Below are 19,798 nucleotides of genomic sequence, written 5' to 3'. Positions count from 1 at the left end.
CTCAAGTGAAAAGACCGCTATCACCAGGTTCACCTCCAGTGAATTCGTTGCCATTCTTTTCCGTTGGATTCGAAGATAACGGCACCGTCATCTTTTGTGAGTGCCGTTCGTATATCAAGAGCCCTGTAGCGCTGAATTACTTCCGGTGAAGGATGGTCAAACTTATTATTTTCACTGACCGACACAACTGCATATTCTGGCTGTACGACGTTGAGGAGTTGAACTGTAGACGATGTTCTGCTGCCATGATGCGGTACTTTCAACAGATCTGCCCGGAGCAGGGTATCATACTGAACGAGTATTTCATCTACGTCATCTTCAATATCACCGGTAAAAAGGACAGAGGTATTATTGATGGTAATTCTCTGGACGATTGAGTGATCGTTGATATTCTCGTTCAGATGTACCGACCCGGGGAAGAACGTTTCGAATCGGGCTTGGCCAATGATAGTGTCGAATCCGGCTGAGATTGTGCGAACCTGGATTCCCAGTGAATCCGCCAGGAAGGCAATCTCATCCATAATCTGCGTAGAATAGGAATGTCGCGTATCCCAGATCTCCCCTAACGGATATTTTCGGAGTACTGCGGGAAACCCGCCCACATGGTCGTTATGCGGATGGGAAAGCACAGCGATATCGATATCCCGGATACCTCGGTATTGTAAAAACGGTAAAATGACATCTCTTCCACGATCGCCATGCGTCGTCCGGATACCGGCGTCAATAAGGATATTGTTGTCCCCCGGCAATTCCACTAGGGCAGCGTCACCCTGCCCTACATCCAGAAAGGTTACCCGAGCCTTATCCGCGTTCTGCGGAAGGAAAACCAGCCAAACATTGACACCAAGGAGGGCTGCATACAGAGAGATTTTTTTGGTGAATTCAAATCGCCAGAAAAGTATAATGGCAACTCCAATATAGAAAACAATTACCCACATCCAGTGAAAGTTGGCTAGCTGTATTGCGCCGAACCCCTGTTGTTTCATCATGGGGAGCAATCTTTGGAGACCACTTATTATCAGGTCGGGTAATTCAGCATAGAGTGCTGCAATATCAAACCAGACAAACGACACAATGAGTGAGACAAAAACAGTAATTACAATCAGGCCAATCAGTGGAATTACTATCAGATTAATCAGGATTCCCCATAACGGTAGAATGCCGAAATGATAGGAAGTCAGCGGTGCAGTACCAATGAAGGCCGCGGTGGAGACTAAAATCAACCCACCTGTGTAGCGCACCAGATAGGGTGATTCGGACAAAGAGAAGCCTAAATTCTCAAGATAATTTTGCATCCGATCATACAGCAAGACGATACTCAATACCGCAAGGAATGAGAGTTGGAATCCCAGACTAAACAGTTCGCCGGGATTAACCAAAAGTATTATAATCGCTGCCAATCCCAGGAGATTCAGAATATCATAACGTTTTTCCGATGCCTCGGCGAGGAGAAGCACTCCGGCCATAATCGAGGCGCGAACTACCGACGGACGAAATTCCACTAAAGCAGCGTAATACGCCAACCCAACAATCGCAAACGCCACCCGGTATCGAAACGGGAGTCGAAACACCTGGCCGATAACCATTAAAACCAGTGTTACGAATCCCACATGGAGCCCACTAACGGCCATCACGTGAATAACCCCCAGGGATGAGAAGGTCTCGATGATCCTATCGTCTATGGCATCCCGCTGTCCAAGGACAAGCGCCGTGGCGAAATTGGCAGAAGATGATGAGAGCATCCTGTTCAGGGTTGTTGTGATATAATCCTGGGTCGCTTGAACTAATCGCTGATACCCCGGGACTTCTCCGGAACGGATTTTTACCTCCCACGGATGTTTTACTTCCACCTGATAAAACTGATGCCGCAACTCTTGATATTTGCGGTAATCGAACTCTCCGGGATTCCGTGCACGGGGAAACCTGGAAAAATTCCCTAAACCGGTAATAGTGTCACCAGCGGTTACCAACGGAATATTCTCCGGCAACCAAATCTGCACCGGCTGAGCGGTAATCTGATGATCATAAACAGATAACGGTTCAATTGTACCGTGCAATGTACTGATGGAAGTGGTATCAATGCTTTTCACCACGCCGGTGAACAGGACATCAGTATCGGAACTCGCCAGGTCTTTGAGGATTGGATTTGGAACAACATTATCCGCATAGTGTCGAAAAGCGCCTAATGATATCATGGTCAGGATTAAAATGAGGAATACTAAAGTATCCGAAGCCCTGGCGCTTACCCGGTAAATAATAAATAGAATTACTATGAAAACTATCAGAATGAAAAACATCCATTCCGGTAAGACAGATGCCCCGAGCATTCCAGCGATGATAAATATCCCCCACCAAAGAAGCGGGCGACGGCGATACCAATCCATGGTAAAACCTTTGTTTCAACTCAGAACTACAATATCACAACGACCTCAAAACTAATAGATTCTACAGATTTGACGGGAAAGATGGAAGGGATAGATGGGTATAAGGGTATAAGTAAGAGGGCTTAGGCTGACGCTTAAAGTCCGCAAAGCGGGTTTAAACGTGGATAAAATGGAGAAGGGAGAAGGGAGAAGGGAGAAAGGAGAAAGGATAAAGGAAAGATTGAATGTCCAATATCCAATTTCAAAATTCACCATCAAACAGGAGAAAACTGGTAGGGGGTCCCGCTCATTCGACCGGCCCCATGATTGGTTCAGCGGTGTTTGGTTTTGAAAGAAGAATGAAAAACGACGAACAAAAGCGCGGTGAATGCCGCGACTATCAACGATAAAACTCTACTCTGCCAGGGATTTGGAGGACAGGCGTTTTTACCGGAACACTTGAATACTTGAGAACCTGAATACTCTTTTAGCTATCCTGCATAAAAAAAGCCTGCCCGGAATTCCGGACAGGCTTTTTCAATGCAAACTGTTTTGAGCCTTAGGCTAAACCCGCCGTGTTATAGGCGTCGTTGCCTTCCTCAAAGAATTTCGTATTGATCTCCAGATACTCATCCACATCAAAATCGGGATGGGTATCGTCCTCAGCTCGGATCGCATCCGGCGGACATTCAGGTTCGCATGCTGCGCAATCAATGCATTCATCAGGATGAATATAGAGCATCAGGCCCTTTAATTCTTCGGCGGGTTCACCTTCGGGCACACCCGAGGCTTCCCGTTTTTCATGAATTTCATCCAGTGGGATTGGAGCATAAATACAATCAACAGGACAAACTTCTACGCATGCCGTATCACATACACTAACACACGGCGTTCCAATGACATAGGTCATAACATTACTCCCGTTTAAATTTTTCTAAAAAACGCGTCATCGTCTCAAACTTAATACCAGAAAGACCGCAAGGCAATTACTCATTGCAAAAAAGAGAATCATTACTCCGGTACGAGGCAGACTTTCCCGAGATTTTTTCGATCCTGAATGTAATGATGCGCTTTTGGTGCCTCCTCAAACGAAAATGTCGTATCTACCACCGGCCTGATTTTTCCCTCCTCTGCCCAAACAATGAGCTCTTGCATCCAACCGGTCACCAAATCCCGTTCATGCCAGAGATGGCCGATGTTTACGCCGAGGACACCCTTATTTTCATTAATCAATCGCACCGGATAAAACTTGAACAGTGGTAATTTCACAACAGCCTTCAGCGCATTCCATAGCGATTTCCGTTTTGACTGTGCCATGGAGGACATCCCGTACATGAGCAGCCGGCCGGTACTGCGTAATGCGTCATAACTCCGGCTAAAATGCTTTCCTCCTATGGCATCCAGTACAATTTCCACACCCCTGTCCTCAGTTAATTCGTTGATGCGCTCAACAAAATCCTCATTCCGATAGTCGATGGCGTGATGCACACCGTTACTCCGAATATAATCGTGTTTCTTTTTGGAAGACGTTCCATAGATGGTGGCATCGTACAACTTTGCGATCTGGGTTGCCGCTGTTCCGACGCCGCCACCGGCCCCGTGAATCAATACACTGGATCCATTGCGAATACTTCCCATAACCACCAACAATTGATAAGCAGTCAGATAATTGACTGGCATAGCTGACGCTTCTTCAAAACTCCATCCGGATGGTATCGGATACGCCTGGCTTTCCGCAACTACGATCTTCGTAGAATATCCGCCAAATCTGGTGAGTGCGCAGACCGAATCGCCCATCTTCAAACGCGTGACCTTGGATCCAACAGACTCCACCACGCCGGCAACCTCATATCCCACAACACATGGCAAATCCGGAGCATCCTGGTAGACGCCAAGCCTCGCCATAATATCGGCAAAATTGATTCCCGCCGACTTGACATCTATTACTACTTCATTTTCACCCGGACTCGGATCCGGCGCGTCTTTGAGTTGCAAGACTTCCGGCCTCCCGGCCTTCGTTATCCAAATTTGCCGCATAAATCCCTCTTACTTGATATAATTTTTTACATTAAGTGATAAATAGTACCCGCTGATATAAAGCACTTAAAATACTTTCTATTTACCTGTCCAATTCGGATCTCGCTTTTCAGCAAATGCCCTGAGTGCCTCGCGACGATCCTCTGTCGGGATTGTTTTTTCGTAGCACCCGGTCTCGAATTCCAGTGCCTCTTTGAACGGAAGTTCCAAGCCCTCCCGTATGGCTTTTTTTGCCTGTCGGACGGCAATCGGTGCGGCTCGAAGGAATTCCCTGGCCAGGTTTGTAGCCTCGTCAGTTAGATCCGCAGTGGGTAGAACCTTATCAACTACTCCATCGTTCAGGGCGTTCTGTGCGGTAAAAACCTGACCTGACATTACCCATTTTAACGCAACCGATTCCCCCGCTATTCTGGATAATCGTTGTGTGCCGCCCGCACCGGGAATGATACCCAGCCGGGTTTCACGCAACCCGAGTTTTGCCTCGTGAACGATATACCGAATGTCGCACATCAGCGCCAATTCGAGTCCACCGCCGTATGTTCCACCGTTCATAGCGCAGATCGTCGGAATAGGAATGGAATACCATTCATAGAAACAGGTGCGAATTTTCTTAATATACTCCCGGACCTCATCTTCACTCATAGTTTTTCGCTCTTTCAGATCGGCGCCGGCACAGAATTGCTTACCATTCCCTGTCAAGAGAACAACACGTGCGTTTTCGTCACTGGAAATTTTGTTGGCAGCCTGGTAGAGTTCATTCACCAGCCCGGTATTTATTGCATTCACCGGAGGGCGATCAAGGGTGACGGTATAAATTTTGGCGTCTTCTGATATGGTGAGATGTTTCATGGATTATTCCTTATGAATACATGTAATTCGGTATTGAATTGACAATCACTTTTTTAGTTGAATGGCTCTTAAAATCAAGAGGGAATTCCGAACAAAAGAGAAGTCAAAAAAATTTATTTTCCAATATCTTAGTGAAAATAGTTGGCTTATTGGTCAAGGTTTCACTCTATTTTAGTCTACTTAACTATTCCACTTCTTGCTTGACCCAAAAGTGGGAAAAAGTCAAGGCTGGCAAGTCAATATGCTCTATTAATGAATCAAGTGTAAAACCTCATGTTTTGGCAATTAAATGAAGGCTTTTGGATCCTAAAATATGGAATGGCTATTTTTTTAACCCTAATTGTTCATACTCTTCATTAGTAATCTTCAGCGTCAGTTCCAGCATGGCCAGACCGTGCGCTTTTCCCTGGGCATCGGTCTTCATGCTCTCGGAACCGCCGCCACCCAGAGAATCGTGTAGGATGAAGTTGACTGCACGGAGATTCGGAAGATCATACCTGTCGACCGGCCCTTTGCAAATTTTATGGAAATGCTCTTTCACCACCGGCGGGGTCAGATACTTCTTAATAATTGCATACGCCGCTTCGCTTCGGGCCACGACACCAACATTGCTGCCGGTACCCTTGTCCCCTGACCGTGCAAAGGCGATCTTCTTTAATTTGATGGTGGCCATGTATACTCCTCCCGATCGTCGCCAATGGATTCCACGTCGTCCAGCCCTTCCGGTTGTGGGATTACATAGCGAACTGGCGCCACGTCCCCATTGCGATCGTAATGGCAGTGGACACGCTTCGCTTTCAGAATGCAGTGCTCGATCCAGGCATTTTCCTCGATAATGGAACCAAAAATGTAAGAGGTCCCCTTAATCATCACCCGATTACCGATGCGGGTCGGATATCTGTCGCTGCCGGTGACGTTTACACCAGACTCAATTCGGCACTGGCTTCCGATGGAGGTGTTGCCTTTCACTATGTTATCCTGAAAAATGATGGTATTGTCGCCGATAGTGAGTGTCTGATCCGGATATGTACTCAGTTCCACACCTTTGTGGATAGTGACATTATTGCCAAATTCAACATTCCCGGTGATATGCGCTCCGTCTTTGAGTTCCACGCCGGCCCCGAACTCAAATTTCCCATTGATGTAGACTCCCTTCCCGATTGTAAGATCAAGAGTCGTCCCGTTTACGTCCATCTGAATGAGCTTTTCTGCCGTCTCGTCATTGATGAAAAAGTCGTCCGGATCCCGGAACCGCACCAAGTTTTTCAACTGGTTATAGACGTCCTGCTGATAAAGCGAATTCATCTCCTTCAGAACCGCCTTGTTATTGAATCCGAGAACATCCCGGTTCTCCAGGGCGGTCACGGCACCTACGGAGAGACCTTTCCTATTAAAAATTCCGATCAGATCGGTGATATAGAGTTCTCCCTGTACGTTGTTCGCATCCAGGTTGGCAATGTTCTCGTTTAAAGGTACTCCGTTGAAGGCAAACACACCCGTGTTAAACTCGGGGATTTCCAGGAGTTCCTGTCGTGAAAATTCATACGTCTTCCCGTCATATTCCAACGGATATGGCTCGTCAGAATCCAGCGCCTGAATATCTTTGCTTTCCATAATCTTGATGACATTACCGGCATTCTTATTCTGATCATCATCAGGTACCCGGACAATCCTGCCATAGTAGTTTTCCGCAGGATCTCCTTCATATCGGCCGGTAAGAACCATCATATCCTTTCCGGAATCACGAAAGTCTTCACGAAATGATTTTACCGTGGAATCTCTGAGCAGGCCAATATCCCCGGGGAAAACGTAAATTTTCTGTTTTTGAATGAACTCCGGCATCGCGTCCAGAGCGACCTGCACCGCATGCCCCGTCCCATTTTGCTCTTCCTGGTAGACGAAGACCTGCTGATCCCGTTTTCCGACCGTCTTTATGACACTTTCCGCTTTGATTCCAACGACAATACAGACATTCGCGCCAGAAAGTCCCTTTCGTGCTGCATTCGATACACGCTCGACCGTCGCCTTACCCCAGATCTTGTGTAACATTTTCGATCGCTGGGATTTTATGCGCTTTCCGTGCCCCGCAGCCAGAATAATTGCTGTCGCCCCGGCTTCGGGATTAAGCTCGCCGTTATACTGCTGAATAACTTCTGTGACATCTTGTTTAGGCATAAAGTTTACACCGTCATGAGTTGTACTTCGGGTTCAATTCTTTCTTTGGAAATAAGCGTCGGCCAGTAGCTTATAATTTCACTGGGCTTCGGCCGGCCGGCGCCGAACCCCGTCACTCCCGGCGGACCGCTGGTGACCAGGGGGACCAATTCAGTACCAAATCTGGCAACCTTTTCGCGATCGTCGTCTTCTACACCGATACGCAACACCACTTCCCCGGGTTCCTGAGGCGACTCCATAATTCCCGTATGACAAACGTTTGTGCCTAGTACTTCCACGATTTTCTGATCTTCGCCGAATGATGTGCCGTCGTATTCCAGCCGCTTCCATACCATCGACGCCGCCAGTTTGGCCTTCTCAATTGCATCCGGGCCGGCAACGGTAATTTGGCCTACGGTTTTCCAGCCACGGGAATAACTCATGGAAACTTTGAGAGTGTCCGTCGGCTTTTTCCCGGCGATATCATACACGCGCACTTTGTTATCGCCGAGGTCATCTAGTTTTATAGAAGTGAAATCCGCAATGACATCGGGAGTAAGATATTCCCTGGGATCGCCCATTTCGTACACCAGCTGGGAACTGACCGACTGAAAATTCACAACGCCCCCGGTACCGTCGTGCTTCGTCACCGTGAAATCACCGGATGGCATAGCTTCAACGATGGGGTAACCGATCATGGCAAGATTCTCCAGTTCTTGCCAATCCGTATAGATGCCTCCGGTAGCCTGGGCACCGCACTCCAGGATGTGACCGGCGACGGTTCCGGCCGCCAGCTGATCGTAATCTTCTGGCGTCCAGCCGAATTCATGAATCATCGGCCCGAGGGCCAAGGACGGATCGGTACACCGGCCCGTCACCACGATTTGCGCCCCATCACTCAGGGCTTCGGCTATCGGAAATGCTCCAAGGTAGACGTTGGCACTGGTCACCAGATCTTTGATCCTATCCAACGGCTCGTCAGTATCCATGTTTAGAAATTTCTCACCTTCATCCATGTACCCGTCGATTTTACCGTAGATATCATCACCGGTAACGGTCGCCAGTTTCAGATTATAGATACCATGTTTCTTGGCCACCTCAGCAATGGCGTTGACGCAACCTTCGGGATTTACTCCGCCGGCATTGGCCACTACTTTAATATCATTTTCAACAATTTCAGGAAGCAACCGGTCCAACATCCGGACGAAATCGGTGGCGTACCCTTTCTCCGGATCCCGGGATTTTAGCTTCTGCATAATGCTCATGGTCACCTCAGCTAGATAATCCAGCGTGAGGTAGTCCAGCGGCCCTTCTCTGACCAATCTAATGGGACCGAGGATTGAATCTCCCCAGAATCCCTGTCCGTTGCCTATGAGTACCTTATCTTTCAATGGATTTCTTTCCTACTCATCCCCTAAGGGGCTGTATGAGATTGATTACATTTGAAGCAAAACCGTTTATCCGGTTGCTTCCCTTTCTCCGGACTCCATTTTTCTCTATACCTTATTCCCGTTTTCATCCAATGTCTTCACACCTGCAACACCCCAAATTTCGGCGACGGCATCTTCGGCTGGTGCATGGCCATGTTCAGTCCGCGGATCAACCAGTCCCTGGTTTCCGCTGGTCGTATAATCGCATCGATCCAGATCCGGGCGGCTGCGTAGCGGGGATCACTCTGGGTTTCGTAGATCTCCCGAACTTCGTCCAGGATTTCCTGGCGCTGCTCTTCTGTGGGATTATCGATCCTGGCCAGGCGAATTTGGGCCAGCGTCTTCGCAGCGGATTCCCCGCCCATCACCGCGATACGGGCCGTCGGCCACGCCAGCATCAGCCGGGGATCGTATGCCCGACCGCTCATGGCGTAATTACCGGCACCGTACGAGCCGCCGATCACCACCGTAAACTTCGGTACCACGGCATTGGAGACGGCATTCACCATCTTGGCTCCATCTTTGGCGATACCTTCGTGTTCCGCGTCCCGACCAACCATAAAACCGTTCACATCGTGGAGAAATACCAGGGGAATCCTGTCCTGGCTGCAATTCATGATGAATCGGGCGGCCTTATCAGCACTATCGTTGTAAACCACACCTCCCATCTGCATCTGGCCGGTTTCGGTCTTTACTACCGTTTTCTGATTCGCAACGATTCCTACCGAATACCCGCCGATGCGTGCATGTCCGCATATGAGCGTCTTTCCGTATTCATCCTTGTACGGGTTGAATTCACTGTTATCCACAATCCGGGCGATAACTTCGTTCATATCATACACGCCGCCCTCCTCAGGTATAATGCCGTTGAGCTCATCTGCATCATATGTTGGCGACGCGGACTCCCTTTTATTCAGCGGCGCCCGGTCTGTCGGTCCGATGGTCCGGAGGATTTCCCGTACTCTGTTGAGTGCTGATTCGTCATCTTCCTCGTGATAATCGGCCGTTCCGGAAATTGCGTTATGCGTCGTTGCACCGCCCAGGGTATCCTCATCGATGTCCTGGCCGATGGCTGCCTTCACCAGGGCCGGCCCGGCGAGGAACATACTGGCGCCTTCCACCATGATAAATTTGTCGCACATGACCGGGAGATACGCGCCACCGGCTACGCATGGGCCCATCACTGCTGCTATCTGGGTAACGCCTTCTGCTGAGAGCCGTGCATTATTAAAGAAAATCCGTCCAAAGTGTTTTTCATCCGGAAACACCTGATCCTGCAGTGGCAGGAAGACTCCGGCCGAATCAACCAAATAGACAATCGGTAAATTATTCTCCAGCGCGATTTCCTGGGCCCGGAGTGTCTTTTTCAGGGTCACCTCGAAATACGCGCCCGCCTTGACCGTGGCATCATTGGCAACGATGACGGTTTCCTTGCCTGCCACAATTCCTACACCGGTTATTGTTCCCGATGCTGGCGCCCCACCGTATTCTTCATACATCTCCCAGGCCGCAAAAATGCTGAGCTCGGTAAATTCAGAGTCCTCATCTGTGAGCAGGTTAATTCGTTCTCTGGCGGTAAGACGGCCCTTGGAATGCTGGCGATCTATACGCTGCTGGCCACCACCGAGCTTCAACTGGCTCTCCTGTGCATCAATCTCCTGAAGCAGTTCTTCCATATAGGTTCGGTTCGCTGAATATTGTTCCTGATCCCAGTCCGAAACCGGCGTGCCGATAGTTCTCATAATGCTCCGATGTTACGAGGTTGCATACGTTTGCGCGTGCGTCACAATATAATAATCTTCCGAGAGATCTTCTGGGGAAATCTCTCCAGTAACTTTCCAGAGATGTGCCGGGCAGCCCTGTGCACAATCACTATTTCCGAAGCCTCTGAGGATGCTATCAATTCCGGCCTGCGAGTGATCGGCCAACTGATGTTCAATCTCCGACTGTCCCGGGAAACACCAGACTTCTTCAATGTCCACGCCTGGATGCGTCGTGAGATAATCAATATGCCAATACCGTTTTTTTTCAGGCTCCATATGCCGGTTTATCCGGGATACAATTCCTTTTTTTGCTGATCCTCCGTACAAGTATTCCCCTGGTGTTAACTCCATCAGGCCGAGTTTCCCTACCTGGATTTCTGTTTCTTTGGAGACAGTTAACTTCAGAATGTATCCGCCGGAAACCTTCTGCATTACTCTCCCTGTGGCTTAATTTTATAACTCAGATAAATAAACGGTGTGTCGATAGCTGCTATGATAATTTTCAGGACATAGGTGGTCAGGATAATTTGCAGGATGACGCTCCACTCGAATGTACCGAAGAACGCGACAAGCGTAAATATAACCGAATCGATAAGTTGGCTCACCCAGGTGGAGAGGTTGTTCCGGAACCAGAGTAATTTCCCCTGAGTCCTTTCTTTGAGAAAATGGAAAAACCAAACGTCATAGAGTTGTGAAGCGAGATAGGCTGTCAAGCTTCCCAGAATGATACGCGGTGCAAAACTGAAGATAGATTGCATCCCGTTGTGCACGGTATCGTACTCTGCCGGTGTGAACGCCGTCATTAACTGCGACATGACCAGATAGATAATGGCGGCGAAAAATCCGATAAAAACCGCCCGGCGCGCGTAAAATTTACCGTAGTGTTCACTCAGAAGATCCGTTGCCAGGAAAATGGTTCCATACATGACATTCCCGCCGGTTGCGGAGAGTCCGAATAGCATGATCTGCTTGGTTACGAATATATTGGCGAGTACAATAGCGACTCCCACATACGCATAAAGCCAGATCCGTCCCATCCGAAAACAGAACAGGGTGAACACCAATCCTATCAAACTCATAATAAGAAACAGTAGTTCGTTACCCATTGCTCTCCTCAAAGTGTGGTAGTAGTTTTTGCTTTAGAACGTCCGGAACACGCGTTGGTTTTCCCCTGGAATTCAAGAAGCTATGGACGGTATGCCCGGTAATGAGCAGTTCTTGGGCTTCATTGGTAATTTCGTATTCGATGCGAATCCGGGCCCTGGGCATCTCTGCAACTGTCGCTTTTATGTTGATGAGATCATCAAACCTTGCTGCCGATCGGTAGTTGGCGTGGGCCTCAATGACCGGAAGACGGATCTGTTTTTCTTCGATTTTGGTATATGGCAGATCCAATGCCCGAAGCAGCTCATTCCGGCTGTGTTCAAAATATTCGAAATACCGGCCGTAATAGACGAAATCCATCTTGTCTACGTGGCCATAGAGTACTCTGATGTGCGAAGTATGCGAAAACATATGAAGGCAAAGATACTTCGAACCCGGGGATAAAATCAATACGGGAAATTATTCGATATATCCTGAATAAGATGTGGATTATGCTGCTGAGGCGCGGACTTTCCGCTTGAGGTGGTATTCGGCCTCAGGCAGGTCCTCGTGGACATGCTTGCCGTTTCGCTTTACTATTTTTCCGGGAGCACCGACAACAGTGCAATTCGTCGGAATATCGCGGTTTATGACTACGGTTTCGGCGCCGACCTTTACATTATCACCGACTTTTATCGGTCCCAGAAGTGTGGCGCCGGTTCCAAGCAGGACGTCATTGCCGATCGTCGGATGACGCTTACCCTTGTGGTGTCCTGTCCCTCCCAGCGTTACATTGTGAAAAATAACGCATCGATGCCCGATTTCCGCTGTTTCGCCGACGACCACTCCGGTTCCGTGATCGATGAAAAAACAGCATCCAATCTTAGCACCAGGATGGATTTCCAGTCCGCTCCAAAACCGCATAAGCGTGGCCAGAAATCTCGGCAAAATGGGGACCTTCAGGATATGCAGGATATGGGTGATCCGGTACATCACAATCGCGTGGTAAGGTGTATGGACGAAAAACGTTTCTATGGGGTTTTTTGCAGCAGGATCATTTTTGGCAATCGCTTTGAAATCGTGGACTAGTCTTCTAGGAAGATTCTTGATTTCAACCCAGGCTCGTCCCAACGGCGATTCGCCCTTCGCCTCCGCGGCGATATGTTCACGGTTATGGACTTCCATAGATAGTAAGATAGGTATATGCGGTGCGGGTTACAAGATGTATGACCGTAAATTCACCCCACAGTTCATTGCCATGTAAGCAACCAGGCCGAAGAACAGTGCGGTCGATTTTTATTTGAGTAGAGAAAAAGAGTGGTGCATCCCTACACTATGTTAGTTTAATAAAATCTGTCGAACTGGATTTAACTAAAATGCTTCTTAAATTCGTTATAATCATGAATAACGACCTTATGCCCATCCTTGGCGATAAATCCCTTATCTTCCAGGAGCTTCAGCGTCCGGGACACTGTCTCCCGGCTGGTCCCGGCCATATTGGCAATATCTTGCTGGTACGGCAGGTTATCAATTTCAACTTTCCCAGCCTTATATATGCCGAGATCGTCCGCCAGACGCAGCAGCGTCAGGGCAATCCGGTTTTCGGCATCGCTCAGACTCAGGCTCTCGATAAGCTCATCGGATTTACGCAGCCGGCTGGCCAGTTCTTGCAGCAGGGATACTGATATTTTTGGATATTTTTCCAGTAGATGAAGAAAATCGGCGCGTTTCAGAAGAAAAACATCGGATTCTTCCAGGGTTACGACATTTGCCGATCGGGATTCCCCGTCAAAAATACTCATTTCACCAAAGAAATCTCCGGCGTTTAGCATGGAGAGAATTACTTCCCGGCCATCTTCGCTAATGCGAGTGATTTTCACGCTGCCTTCGTCGATCACGAACAGCGTGTCCCCCTCGTCTTCTTCCATGAGTATCATTTTATTCTTTGGATAAGTCCGCTTCCGCATCAGTTCAGCAATCTTATCCAGTGCGTCCTCATCCAAATCAGCAAATATAGGAACGGTTGCAAGAATTGATGTATCCATAAAGGTTTCCTCTGGTTGGTTTAAAAGATAATAGAGGGCGTAAATTTTAAAAGCAAGCGCTTTTGATTATCCGTCTGAACCTTCCTCTTCAACAGGTTCATCATCGGGCGTTTCTTCGTCGGATTGCTTCGGACCCTGCCCCTTCAACCCGACCCGATCCAGGATTTCCGGAACCATATCGATCACCTTACCGATGGTTGTATCTTTGGACGTCAACGGCACGAGCTGAACTTTGCCATCCGTAATCACGATAAACGCCACCGGCTCAATTGAAGCACCACCACCGGTGCCGCTACCCTGTCCGTTGTCCTTTTCCGAGCCACCGCCGCCGGCGCCGAATCCGACCGACACTTTTGATACCGGAATTACAGTAGAGTCACCAGCCTGTATAGGTTCGCCCACAACAGTCTGCCCTTTCGCAATTTGCCTGAGTTCCGGTAAAACGGATTTAATTAGTTCTTCGATCATACTTTCATCTCCTCGTTGTCCGATTTATGTAGCCGATATTCCTTTTTGTCGCGAACTGTAAAATATTACGCCAATTCGATGTCGAATGCCAAGTGAAATTACAGTAAAAACAATCAAAACCAGTCTTCCAATTATCTCTCCGGGGATTATCCATCCGCGGAATCTGACATTCCCGTACATAGTCTCAGCGAGAAAATCCGGAGTAATTGTCCCGTTTATCTTTCGCAAGATTCCCGAGCTGTGAATTAAGCCCATGATGAGTCCTGTTTTGTGGGGTTCGCCGACTCCGAATACCACTGCTACCTCCGGTTGTTTAATATGCAAAAAATGCCAGATTTGATCCGGGACAAGGCGCAGAACTTTTTTCACCTCGGCGATGCCGAAATACTTTCGGAATTTAATATATTTTTTTCGCAGATTTTTTTGTAGTGGCTTCCGTGGTTCTTCCGGCTCCTCCGCCTCGTCAACACTATCCTCTTCCCTGGGCAACTCTTTTTCCAGAGATTTTAAATACCCAAAGATTCTCAGCGAGAAATCCTGCCCGGACAGACTATCAACCGTCCCGTAAAATTGCAGAATTGCCATCCACGAAATCCGAAATTCTAACGTATGGGAGTCTTCCGGATTTTCACGATTCCATTCCGCGGAAAACTTCACCGGGAGGAGTAATATCACCAGAAATATCGCTAACATTGTCCAGAGAATGAACATTATAAGTACACATTGGGGTTTATGTTAAAGGAGAGTTGACTTTGCTGGCTCGGCCGTATAAATTAATTCGATTTAAAATAATAGCAATGGATAAGGAGTCACATGCCAATAACAAAATCCGGAAAGAAGCGAGTCAGACAGGCCGAAAAGCGCCGGAAGCATAATCTGCACTACAAAACCAAGGTGCGGTCGGCCGTAAAAAAAGTGATGAATGCCAGCGATAAGGAAACGGCCGAATCGTTATACCAGGACGCGGTTTCCACTATCGATAAGGTGGCTTCCAAGGGTATCATTCATAAAAACAAGGCCGCCAGGGAAAAGAGCAAAATAACTAAGCACGTGAATAGTCTGTAGCATTCACTTCCTTTGGAAGAATTTATTCTGCAAGGGCAGCCCGGTTGCTGCCCTTTTTTTATCTCCCGTTATAAATCTACCCGGTAGTTCGGAGCTTCCTTGGTGATCTTTACATCGTGAGGATGGCTTTCCCGCACCGCAGCCGGGCTCACTCGCTTAAACTTCGCATTTTTCTGTAACTCGGGAATACCCGGTGCTCCGCAATATCCCATCGCGGAACGCACCCCGCCAACCAGCTGATAAATTGTCTCTTTCACCGGACCGCGATACGGCACCATTCCTTCTATACCCTCTGGCACGAGCTTCTTTACCTCATCTTCAGAATCCTGGAAGTAACGGTCTTTACTGCCTTCCTTCATCGCTTCCACCGACCCCATTCCGCGATAGGACTTATACGTCCGGCCTTCGTACAGGATCGTCTCACCCGGGCTCTCTTCCATTCCGGCGAAGAGGGAGCCTATCATGACAGAGTCTGCACCGACGGCCAGCGCCTTGGCAATGTCCCCGGAGTACCGGATACCGCCGTCGGCAATAACGGGGATATCGTATTCCTGACCAACTTTCACGCAATCGGAGATAGCGGTAATCTGCGGGATTCCCACCCCGGCGACGACTCTTGTTGTACATATTGATCCGGGCCCGATCCCTACCTTCACTGCATCGGCACCGGCTTCGATCAGAGCCCTTGCTCCGTCTTCAGTGCCCACATTGCCTGCGATGATGTCCGTATCCGGATATTTTTTCTTCAGTTTATCCACGGTATCAATGACACCCTGGGAATGTCCGTGCGCCGTATCCACAACGAGTACGTCCACTGAATTGGCAATCAGGAGATCTGCCCGTTCGATTGTATCGCCGGAGACCCCGATCGCCGCTCCGACCCGGAGCCGACCGTGTTCATCTTTGGCCGCATTGGGGAATTGGGATCGTTTCTGGATATCCTTAACCGTAATCAATCCACGGAGCGTATTATCGTCGTCGACGACCAATAATTTTTCGATTTTATGTTCCTGCAAGATGGATTCCGCTTCATCAAGAGTCGTTCCAACAGGTACTGTGATGAGATTCTCTTTGGTCATGACGTCTTCGATGATTTGATCATGGTCGGTTTCAAACCGCAGATCACGGTTTGTCAGAATGCCAACGAGCTTGGATTCCTCATTCACAATGGGGATGCCGGATATTTTGTATTTCGCCATGAGTTCCAGCGCGTCCGAGACCTTGCGGTTCGGCGGAAGCGTTACCGGATTCATAATCATCCCGCTTTCCGAGCGCTTCACCTTGTCTACCTGCTCCGCCTGCTTAATCATACTCATATTTTTGTGCAGGATACCGATCCCGCCTTCCCTGGCAATAGCGATGGCCATCTCACTTTCGGTGACGGTGTCCATTGCCGCGCTTACCAACGGGATATTGAGATGTATTGATTTCGTCAGCCGGGTCTCAACGTTGACTTCACTGGGCAGTACATTGCTTTTCTGCGGCACCAGCAAAATATCGTCGAACGTCCAGCCTATTTCGAGGTTATTCAGATCAGTCATATCTTTTCGTTACCTTTTGCTGATTGTTATCGTCATATCTGGATTTCATTTTAAGGGATGTGTTTCTGAAACGCTCTTAACGAGCATTCCCATTTTTATAAGCCGTGCAGCCACATGAATATCTTTTTCGTGGCTTCTGTCTCCTTCCCATGGAGGGACATGCTCCCTGATCAGTCTGTATGCCGGCTGCAAGGATTTTGCCGGAGTCAGTGGTTTCTTCAAATCTAATCCCTGGGCAGCACAGAGCCATTCAATGGCGAACACATTCTCAACGTTTGCGGTAATATCACGTAACTTTCTGCCGGCATGCGGGGCCATTGAGACATGATCTTCCTGATTTGCGGATGTCGGAATGGAATCGACGGACGCCGGATGCGCCAGCACCTTATTTTCGGAGACAAGCGAGGCCGCCGTAATTTGTGGCAGCATATACCCTGACTGCAATCCGCTGTTTTCCGTGAGGAATGGTGGCATCTGGCTCATCTGCGGATCCATCATCGAGGCGATTCGACGCTCGGAAATGCTTGCGAGTTCTGCTGCCGCAACTGAAAGTGAATCCAGCACCATCCCCACTGGTTCTGCATTGAAGTTCCCGCCGGACACAATTTCGCCCGATTCCGGGAACACGATGGGATTGTCCGTCGAGGAGTTCATTTCCCTGCTCAACACCGGGCGAGCATATTCCAGTGCATTTCTGCACGCACCATGTACCTGGGGCATACATCGCAGACTGTACATATCCTGTACCTTCCCGCAATCCCGGTGATGGTCATGTATTTCGCTGTCCTGCAATAGTGAGTAAAGATTTTTGGCGCTGGCGACCTGTCCATCCTGAGCCCGGATTTCCTGAACGTCTGCCCGAAAAGGCTGATCAGTTCCCTGGAGTGTCTCTACGCTCATCGCCCCAATGATATCTGCTGCCTTCACCAGATTGTCGAGCCGAAGAAGCGCCTCCACACCAAGCGCCAGGGAGACCTGTGTTCCGTTCAGAATCGCCAACCCCTCTTTGGCCTTCAATGTGACCGGTTCGACTCCTTCCTGCTTAAGTGCAAACATAGCAGGTATTTTTTTACCGCGATACTGGACAATCCCTTCCCCCATAAGAGTTAATGCAAGGTGAGACAGAGGAGCCAGGTCTCCGCTTGCGCCAACGGAGCCTTGTGCCGGAATAACTGGCAGGATACCGGCATTCAACACCTCGGCCAGCGTTTCGGCGATTAACGCCCTGCAGCCAGAATTTCCCTTGGCAAGAGCATTAATCTTAAATAATAGGATTAAGCGAACAATATCATCGCCTATCGGATCGCCGACACCGGCCGCGTGGCTCCGGACCAAATTCGCCTGGAGCTGCTCAAGTTTGTCATTGTCAATCCGAACGTCCGACAGCTTACCGAATCCGGTATTAACCCCGTAGACGGTTTTTCCGGAGGCAATTGCCTGCTCCACAACCTCCCGGGATTGTTCCATCCGGTGGATGGCGGTGTCCTCAATAGTCACAGGCGAGTTGAAGGCAAGGAAATCGGAACATTGTTCGAGGGATAAACTGTTACCGTCGAGAATCAAACGATCCATGCATGCGGCCTTCGTTTAAATTTTACAAATTTATTCGACCGCCTTTTACATATCAAGGTAAAAACGCAAAATCGAGAAATAGACGGAATGTAAAATTCCGACATCCCCTCTTTTTACCTATTGCCCCTTTTCCAGGTCGTGTTCAAGTGCCTCCCTGATGACTTGGTGAACATTCCCTTTTTGGACTGCGCCATGGTTGGGACAGAGTAAATCGATATCGTAGTTGAGCAGATTCCTGGCGCTTTCTCTGGTGAGATCCGGATTGTCCATGAACTGGCCCGGAACGAACCTGAAGATGTTATCCGCAGATCTCCGAATAAGCAGATCAGCAATAAACATGGCCTTCAAATTATCACTCGTATAGTAAAAATTATAATGAGCATCCGTCGGCCCCGGCGCGTGTACAACCTTGAGATTCCCCGGAAGCATATCTCCGGATTCGTAGAGGTGGTCTGGTTCCCCCTCATATCCTTTACCGTTTTTCGGAGCGTATACCGGAACGCTAAAGTGTTCCTGGTACCGCCAGGCGGCACGCTGATGAAATCTCCCTGTCAGACAGATAGCACGAATTTCTCCGAGGTCGCCGAGCGCAGACTCTTTCAGTGGCAGCGGGTCTATTAATACATTGCCATCCGGCGTTTCGATTGCATACGAATCGCTCCGGTTATGGATTCGATCATCCTCAAGTGTCCAGTGGAGAATGGCCGGAGCGACAGTTTCAACCACTTGAGCTCGTGCAGACGGTTCTGACATGAATATATTACCTCCTTCATTGGGCTATTCATGGTGTAAAATTGCCATCACAATGAATTTTTATGCAATTGTGGTAGAGCCGTTCTGAGGAATAAAAAAAGCGGGATCCTCATTCCGAGAACCCCGCTCGACAAAGCTCTTCTTTTATTTCAGCGTAGCATGGAGCTCAAATTCGACGCCGGCTAGTGCTTTGGAAACCGGGCAGCCCTTTTTTGCCGCCTCGGCATATTTTAAAAATGTATTTTCATCAATATTCGGAATGTCCGCTTCGGTATGAATTTCGATTTTTGAGATAGCAAAGCCGTCATTCTTCTTTACCAGATGAACTTTATCAGTGGTATCGATGGAATTCGGCGTATATCCGTCTTCGCCGAGTTCTGCAGAGAGCGCCATTGAATAGCACCCCGCGTGCGCGGCTCCGATAAGCTCCTCCGGATTGGATCCTTTGCCTTCTTCAAATCTGGACGTAAAGGAGTATGGAGTGTTGTCCAATACACCGGTTTCTGTGCTGACTGTACCGGTCCCGTCCTGCAGACCGCCTTTCCACTGTGCAGAGCCTGTTCGTTTCGCCATTATAAACCTCCTTGATTTACGTTACATTGATTCCTGAATGTTCAGGAATATTATACCGACCAATTGCCACAATTTCAAAATTAGCGTGGCAGAGTGCCGGAC

Annotated in this window: 20 protein-coding genes; 1 reads left to right on the top strand and 19 read right to left on the bottom strand. The window is 48.7% G+C overall.

Going from position 1 to position 19,798, the window contains the following annotated elements; translation table 11 throughout:
• Positions 1–29: 29 nt before the first annotated feature.
• The 15 genes from K9N57_04910 to K9N57_04840 form a co-directional block, all read right to left on the bottom strand.
• Positions 30–2,384, bottom strand: a complete 2,355-nt coding sequence (locus K9N57_04910; GenBank protein MCF7803509.1) for a DNA internalization-related competence protein ComEC/Rec2 — start codon at positions 2,382–2,384, stop codon at positions 30–32.
• Positions 2,385–2,922: 538 nt separating this feature from the next.
• A complete protein-coding gene (locus K9N57_04905) occupies positions 2,923–3,273 on the bottom strand; it encodes a ferredoxin family protein (protein ID MCF7803508.1) in 351 nt (116 codons plus the stop codon).
• Positions 3,274–3,374: 101 nt separating this feature from the next.
• Entirely contained in the window at positions 3,375–4,400 is a 1,026-nt protein-coding gene (locus K9N57_04900) for a medium chain dehydrogenase/reductase family protein (protein MCF7803507.1), read from the bottom strand.
• A 78-nt stretch (positions 4,401–4,478) separates the two neighbouring features.
• Entirely contained in the window at positions 4,479–5,249 is a 771-nt protein-coding gene (locus tag K9N57_04895) for an enoyl-CoA hydratase/isomerase family protein (protein MCF7803506.1), read from the bottom strand.
• Positions 5,250–5,571: 322 nt separating this feature from the next.
• Positions 5,572–5,922 (bottom strand): hypothetical protein, encoded by a 351-nt coding sequence (locus K9N57_04890; protein MCF7803505.1) that lies wholly within the window; start codon positions 5,920–5,922, stop codon positions 5,572–5,574.
• Positions 5,904–7,424: an NTP transferase domain-containing protein gene (locus K9N57_04885; GenBank protein MCF7803504.1), complete on the bottom strand. Its 1,521-nt coding sequence runs from the start codon at positions 7,422–7,424 to the stop codon at positions 5,904–5,906. The genes K9N57_04890 and K9N57_04885 overlap by 19 nt, the downstream gene beginning before the upstream one ends.
• A gap of 5 nt (positions 7,425–7,429) precedes the next feature.
• Positions 7,430–8,794, bottom strand: coding sequence for a DUF1446 domain-containing protein (locus K9N57_04880; GenBank protein ID MCF7803503.1), 1,365 nt, complete (start codon positions 8,792–8,794; stop codon positions 7,430–7,432).
• 137 nt (positions 8,795–8,931) lie between these two features.
• Entirely contained in the window at positions 8,932–10,575 is a 1,644-nt protein-coding gene (locus tag K9N57_04875; protein MCF7803502.1) for an acyl-CoA carboxylase subunit beta, read from the bottom strand.
• Between the two features lie 12 nt (positions 10,576–10,587).
• On the bottom strand, positions 10,588–11,028 hold the full coding sequence (locus K9N57_04870; GenBank protein MCF7803501.1) for a GIY-YIG nuclease family protein: 441 nt from the start codon (positions 11,026–11,028) through the stop codon (positions 10,588–10,590).
• Positions 11,028–11,702: a queuosine precursor transporter gene (locus K9N57_04865; GenBank protein MCF7803500.1), complete on the bottom strand. Its 675-nt coding sequence runs from the start codon at positions 11,700–11,702 to the stop codon at positions 11,028–11,030. Before K9N57_04865 ends, K9N57_04870 begins: the two co-directional genes overlap by 1 nt.
• Entirely contained in the window at positions 11,695–12,111 is a 417-nt protein-coding gene (locus K9N57_04860) for an acyl-CoA thioesterase (protein MCF7803499.1), read from the bottom strand. Before K9N57_04860 ends, K9N57_04865 begins: the two co-directional genes overlap by 8 nt.
• 78 nt (positions 12,112–12,189) lie before the next feature.
• Positions 12,190–12,864 (bottom strand): serine O-acetyltransferase, encoded by a 675-nt coding sequence (locus tag K9N57_04855; protein MCF7803498.1) that lies wholly within the window; start codon positions 12,862–12,864, stop codon positions 12,190–12,192.
• A gap of 182 nt (positions 12,865–13,046) precedes the next feature.
• Positions 13,047–13,724 (bottom strand): Crp/Fnr family transcriptional regulator, encoded by a 678-nt coding sequence (locus tag K9N57_04850; GenBank protein MCF7803497.1) that lies wholly within the window; start codon positions 13,722–13,724, stop codon positions 13,047–13,049.
• Between the two features lie 66 nt (positions 13,725–13,790).
• On the bottom strand, positions 13,791–14,192 hold the full coding sequence (locus K9N57_04845; GenBank protein ID MCF7803496.1) for a sporulation protein: 402 nt from the start codon (positions 14,190–14,192) through the stop codon (positions 13,791–13,793).
• Positions 14,193–14,216: 24 nt separating this feature from the next.
• Positions 14,217–14,777 (bottom strand): hypothetical protein, encoded by a 561-nt coding sequence (locus K9N57_04840; protein ID MCF7803495.1) that lies wholly within the window; start codon positions 14,775–14,777, stop codon positions 14,217–14,219.
• Between the two features lie 228 nt (positions 14,778–15,005).
• Between K9N57_04840 and rpsT the strand changes: the two genes are divergently transcribed.
• The gene (gene rpsT, locus K9N57_04835) at positions 15,006–15,257 is read left to right on the top strand and encodes a 30S ribosomal protein S20 (protein MCF7803494.1); all 252 of its coding nucleotides are present in this window, start codon (positions 15,006–15,008) and stop codon (positions 15,255–15,257) included.
• Between the two features lie 68 nt (positions 15,258–15,325).
• On the opposite strand, the gene guaB is transcribed toward rpsT, so the two are convergent.
• The 4 genes from guaB to K9N57_04815 all read right to left on the bottom strand — a co-directional run bounded on the left by guaB (position 15,326) and on the right by K9N57_04815 (position 19,699).
• Positions 15,326–16,798: an IMP dehydrogenase gene (gene guaB, locus K9N57_04830; GenBank protein ID MCF7803493.1), complete on the bottom strand. Its 1,473-nt coding sequence runs from the start codon at positions 16,796–16,798 to the stop codon at positions 15,326–15,328.
• A gap of 45 nt (positions 16,799–16,843) precedes the next feature.
• On the bottom strand, positions 16,844–18,370 hold the full coding sequence (hutH, locus tag K9N57_04825; protein MCF7803492.1) for a histidine ammonia-lyase: 1,527 nt from the start codon (positions 18,368–18,370) through the stop codon (positions 16,844–16,846).
• A 117-nt stretch (positions 18,371–18,487) separates the two neighbouring features.
• The gene (locus K9N57_04820; GenBank protein ID MCF7803491.1) at positions 18,488–19,123 is read right to left on the bottom strand and encodes an MBL fold metallo-hydrolase; all 636 of its coding nucleotides are present in this window, start codon (positions 19,121–19,123) and stop codon (positions 18,488–18,490) included.
• A 144-nt stretch (positions 19,124–19,267) separates the two neighbouring features.
• Positions 19,268–19,699: an OsmC family protein gene (locus K9N57_04815; protein MCF7803490.1), complete on the bottom strand. Its 432-nt coding sequence runs from the start codon at positions 19,697–19,699 to the stop codon at positions 19,268–19,270.
• Positions 19,700–19,798 lie beyond the last annotated feature (99 nt).

This window comes from Candidatus Neomarinimicrobiota bacterium (assembly GCA_021734025.1).
Classification (GTDB): domain Bacteria; phylum Fidelibacterota; class JAANXI01; order JAANXI01; family JAANXI01; genus JAANXI01.
The sequence above is the reverse complement of the archived record's forward strand: the minus strand, read 5'-3'. Positions and strand labels throughout refer to the sequence as shown.

What these genes read in the sequence shown, in the direction of transcription:
- K9N57_04870 (MCF7803501.1), bottom strand. Translation starts at nt 11,028, where the DNA reads ATGCAGAAGGTTTCCGGCGGATACATTCTGAAGTTAACTGTCTCCAAA.
- K9N57_04820 (MCF7803491.1), bottom strand. Translation starts at nt 19,123, where the DNA reads ATGTCAGAACCGTCTGCACGAGCTCAAGTGGTTGAAACTGTCGCTCCG.
- K9N57_04850 (MCF7803497.1), bottom strand. Translation starts at nt 13,724, where the DNA reads ATGGATACATCAATTCTTGCAACCGTTCCTATATTTGCTGATTTGGAT.
- K9N57_04900 (MCF7803507.1), bottom strand. Translation starts at nt 4,400, where the DNA reads ATGCGGCAAATTTGGATAACGAAGGCCGGGAGGCCGGAAGTCTTGCAA.
- K9N57_04905 (MCF7803508.1), bottom strand. Translation starts at nt 3,273, where the DNA reads ATGACCTATGTCATTGGAACGCCGTGTGTTAGTGTATGTGATACGGCA.
- K9N57_04865 (MCF7803500.1), bottom strand. Translation starts at nt 11,702, where the DNA reads ATGGGTAACGAACTACTGTTTCTTATTATGAGTTTGATAGGATTGGTG.
- guaB (MCF7803493.1), bottom strand. Translation starts at nt 16,798, where the DNA reads ATGACTGATCTGAATAACCTCGAAATAGGCTGGACGTTCGACGATATT.
- K9N57_04885 (MCF7803504.1), bottom strand. Translation starts at nt 7,424, where the DNA reads ATGCCTAAACAAGATGTCACAGAAGTTATTCAGCAGTATAACGGCGAG.
- K9N57_04845 (MCF7803496.1), bottom strand. Translation starts at nt 14,192, where the DNA reads ATGATCGAAGAACTAATTAAATCCGTTTTACCGGAACTCAGGCAAATT.
- rpsT (MCF7803494.1), top strand. Translation starts at nt 15,006, where the DNA reads ATGCCAATAACAAAATCCGGAAAGAAGCGAGTCAGACAGGCCGAAAAG.
- K9N57_04890 (MCF7803505.1), bottom strand. Translation starts at nt 5,922, where the DNA reads ATGGCCACCATCAAATTAAAGAAGATCGCCTTTGCACGGTCAGGGGAC.
- hutH (MCF7803492.1), bottom strand. Translation starts at nt 18,370, where the DNA reads ATGGATCGTTTGATTCTCGACGGTAACAGTTTATCCCTCGAACAATGT.
- K9N57_04860 (MCF7803499.1), bottom strand. Translation starts at nt 12,111, where the DNA reads ATGTTTTCGCATACTTCGCACATCAGAGTACTCTATGGCCACGTAGAC.
- K9N57_04840 (MCF7803495.1), bottom strand. Translation starts at nt 14,777, where the DNA reads ATGGCAATTCTGCAATTTTACGGGACGGTTGATAGTCTGTCCGGGCAG.
- K9N57_04895 (MCF7803506.1), bottom strand. Translation starts at nt 5,249, where the DNA reads ATGAAACATCTCACCATATCAGAAGACGCCAAAATTTATACCGTCACC.
- K9N57_04855 (MCF7803498.1), bottom strand. Translation starts at nt 12,864, where the DNA reads ATGGAAGTCCATAACCGTGAACATATCGCCGCGGAGGCGAAGGGCGAA.
- K9N57_04875 (MCF7803502.1), bottom strand. Translation starts at nt 10,575, where the DNA reads ATGAGAACTATCGGCACGCCGGTTTCGGACTGGGATCAGGAACAATAT.
- K9N57_04910 (MCF7803509.1), bottom strand. Translation starts at nt 2,384, where the DNA reads ATGGATTGGTATCGCCGTCGCCCGCTTCTTTGGTGGGGGATATTTATC.